Consider the following 3,573-nt stretch of genomic DNA (forward strand, 5'->3'; position numbering starts at 1 on the left):
GCCCCCCATCTCCAGCGCCACGCCATCCGCTTCCAGCCCGGCCTCAACGAGGATCTGGCCGCCACCGCCATCTGGGGCACCCAGCAGATCGGCCTGTTCAACGGCCCCACCCATGACGGCGTCTTCGCCATGTGGTACGGCAAGGGGCCGGGGCTGGACCGCAGCGTCGACGTATTCAAGCACGCCAATTCCGCCGGTGCCGCCGCCCATGGCGGCGTGCTGGTGCTGGCCGGCGACGACCACGGCGCCAAGTCCTCGACGCTGGCGCATCAGAGCGAGCACGTCTTCATGGCCGCCCAGATGCCGGTGCTCAATCCGGCGGGCGTGCAGGAAGTGCTGGATTTCGGCCTGTTCGGCTGGGCGCTGTCGCGCTTCTCCGGCCTGTGGGTGGGCATGAAGGCCATTTCCGAGACGGTGGAAAGCTCGGCCTCGGTGACGGTCGATCCCTGGCGCCAGGTGTTCGTGACGCCCGAGGACTTCAAGATGCCGCCCGGCGGCCTCAACATCCGCTGGCCCGACAAGTTCCTGGAACAGGAACACCGCCTGATGGCGCACCGCATTCCGGCGGCCCTGGCCTTCGCCAAGGCCAACCGCATCGACCGCACCATCATCGATTCCCCCGCGCCGCGCTTCGGCATCGTCACCACCGGCAAGTCGTACCTGGACGTCATGCAGGCCCTGGCCGATCTGGGGATCGACGAACGCCACGCCGCCGAGATCGGCATCCGCCTCTACAAGGTGGGCATGAGTTGGCCGCTGGAACCCAGCGGCATCCGCGCCTTCGCCGAGGGACTGGACGAGATTCTGGTGGTGGAGGAAAAGCGCGCCGTCATCGAGGAACAGCTCAAGGCCCAGCTCTACAACTGGCGGGAAGACGTCCGCCCCCGGGTGATCGGCGAGCACGACGAGAGCGGCGCCTGGACCCTGCCGCCCTATGGCGAGCTGACGCCGGCCATGATCGCCCGCGTCATCGCGGCGCGCATCGGCCGCTTCTACACCTCGCTTCGGATCAAGGAGCGCCTGGACTTCCTGGACGACAAGGAACGGCGCCTCGCCGCCATTCCGCAAGGCTTCACCCGCATCCCCTATTTCTGCGCCGGCTGCCCCCACAACACCTCCACCAACATCCCCGAGGGCAGCCAGGCCATGGCCGGCATCGGCTGCCACTTCATGGCCACCTGGATGGACCGCGAGACCCTGACCTACACCCATATGGGCGGCGAGGGCGCCACCTGGATCGGCCAGGCCCCCTTCACCAGCCGCAAGCATATGTTCCAGAACCTGGGCGACGGCACCTATACCCATTCCGGCTCCCTGGCCATCCGCGCCGCCTTGGCGGCCAAGAGCAACATCACCTACAAGATCCTCTACAACGACGCCGTGGCCATGACCGGCGGCCAGCCGGCCGAATCCGGCTTCTCGGTGGCCGCCATGGCCGCCCAGGTGCGGGCCGAGGGCGTCCAACGCATCGCCGTGGTCTCCGACGATCCCGGCAAGTACCCGGCCGGGTGCTTCCCCGCCGGCGCCACCATCCATCACCGCGACGGCCTGGATGCCTTGCAGCGGACTCTGCGCGAGGAGGACGGCGTCAGCGTGCTGATCTACGACCAGACCTGCGCCGCCGAGAAGCGCCGCCGGAGAAAGCGCGGCCTGATGCCCGACCCGGACGAGCGCATCTTCATCAACGAGAAGGTCTGCGAGGGCTGCGGCGATTGCGGCGTCAAGTCCAACTGCGTGGCGGTGATCCCGGTGGAAACCGAATGGGGCCGCAAACGCGCCATCGACCAGTCGTCGTGCAACAAGGACTTCTCCTGCGTCAAGGGCTTCTGCCCCAGCTTCGTCTCGGTCAAGGGCGCCCATATCCGCCGGCTGAAGGGCCGGGGCGCCGCCGATACCGCCGCCCTGCCCGTCCCCGTCCTGCCCGGCGCCGCCGAACCCTACGGCATCATCGTCACCGGCATCGGCGGCACCGGGGTGGTGACGGTGGCCGAGGTGCTGGGCATGGCCGCCCATCTGGAGGGCAAGGGCGTTACCTCCCTCGACCAGACCGGGCTGGCCCAGAAGAACGGCGCGGTGATGAGCCATGTGCGCATTTGCGACGATCCGGCCCGCCTGCACGCCGTGCGCATCGCCGCCGGCCAGGCGCGGCTGCTGCTGGCCTGCGACATGGTGGTGGCCGCCGGCTTCGACACCCTGGCCAAGCTGAAGCCCGGCAAGTCCTTCGCCGTGGTCAACCGCCACGAATCCATGCCGGCCACCTTCACCCATGCCCCCGACCTGGCCTTCCCGGCCCACGGCATGGAGGACACCATCCGCGATCAGGTGGGCGGCGAATCCGAATTCATCGAGGCGACCCGCCTGGCCACCACCTTGCTGGGCGACGCCCTGGCCACCAACATGTTCCTGGTGGGCTATGCCTGGCAGAAGGGCCGCATCCCGCTGGCCGAGGCCTCGATCCTGCGCGCCGTGGAACTGAACGGCGCCATGGTCGACTTCAACGTCCAGGCCTTCCGCTGGGGCCGCCTCGCCGCCCACGGCCCGGCGGAGGTGGAGCGCATCGCCGCGCCGCCGGTGGGCGGCAACGACCACCGGCGCCTGTCGGAAAGCCTGGACGAACTGATCGAACGCCGCGTGGCCCATCTCACCGGCTGGCAGAACGCCGCCTGGGCGTCCCGCTACCGCGCCCTGGTGGACCGGGTCAGGGCGGCGGAAAACGCCGTCCTGCCCGGCTCGGAGAACCTGACCGAGGCGGTGGCCCGCTCCCTGGCCAAGCTGATGAGCTACAAGGACGAGTACGAGGTGGCGCGGCTGTATTCCGATGGCGGCTTCCTCGCCTCGCTGAAGGAGCAGTTCGAGGACTGGAAGCGCCTGGAAATCCATCTGGCCCCGCCCTTCATGGGAGCGGAGAAACGCCGCTTCGGGCCGTGGGCGCTGCGCCTGATGCCGCTCCTTTCCCGGTTGAAGGGCCTGCGCGGCACCCTGTTCGACCCGTTCGGCGGCAGCGAGGAGCGCCGGCTGGAACGCCGGCTGATCGGCGAGTTCGAGGCGGCGGTCGAGGCCATCCTGGCCCACCTGTCGCCCGACAGCCACGCCCTGGCGGTGGAGATCGCCGCGGCCCCCCGGCGCATCCGCGGCTTCGGCGCCATCAAGCTGAAGGCCGCCGCCGAGGTGCGGGCCGAGATGGCCGAGATGCTGCGACGCCTCGCCGTTCCGTAGCTTTGCCCTTGATTCGCATCGGCGGGCGGGTTTGACTTGCCCCATGAGCGAAATCGAAGACCTCGATCTGGAATTCGCCGATCTTCCCGAGCATGCGGCGATCATCGAGACGCTGTGGCAAGAGGCCGCCCTTGCCCGCCGCTATGGCGACATCGACCCGGCGCTGGACGCCTATCGCCGCATCATCGAGCTCGATTCCAGCCATTCCGAGGCGCGGCTGGCCGCCGCCGAGACCTGCCGGCTGGCGGGCAAGCCGCGCGACGCGCTGCGCTTCTGCCTCGACCTGCTGGAGATGGACCGCCAGCACGTCGGCTGCCGGCTGGAACTGACCGAGGCGCTGCGCCAGATCGGCCAGCC

At 69.2% G+C, this 3,573-nt stretch carries 2 protein-coding genes; both read left to right on the forward strand.

Annotated features, from left to right (window positions below):
• The coding region (locus H261_RS22555; RefSeq protein ID WP_008622487.1) for an indolepyruvate ferredoxin oxidoreductase family protein at nt 1-3,216 on the forward strand (3,216 nt) is incomplete at its 5' end.
• Nucleotides 3,217-3,259: 43 nt separating this feature from the next.
• Nucleotides 3,260-3,573: hypothetical protein (locus H261_RS22560; protein ID WP_008622489.1), on the forward strand; the 314-nt coding region annotated here is incomplete at its 3' end.

Origin of the sequence: Paramagnetospirillum caucaseum (assembly GCF_000342045.1) — a bacterium.
Classification (GTDB): Bacteria; Pseudomonadota; Alphaproteobacteria; order Rhodospirillales; family Magnetospirillaceae; genus Phaeospirillum; species Phaeospirillum caucaseum.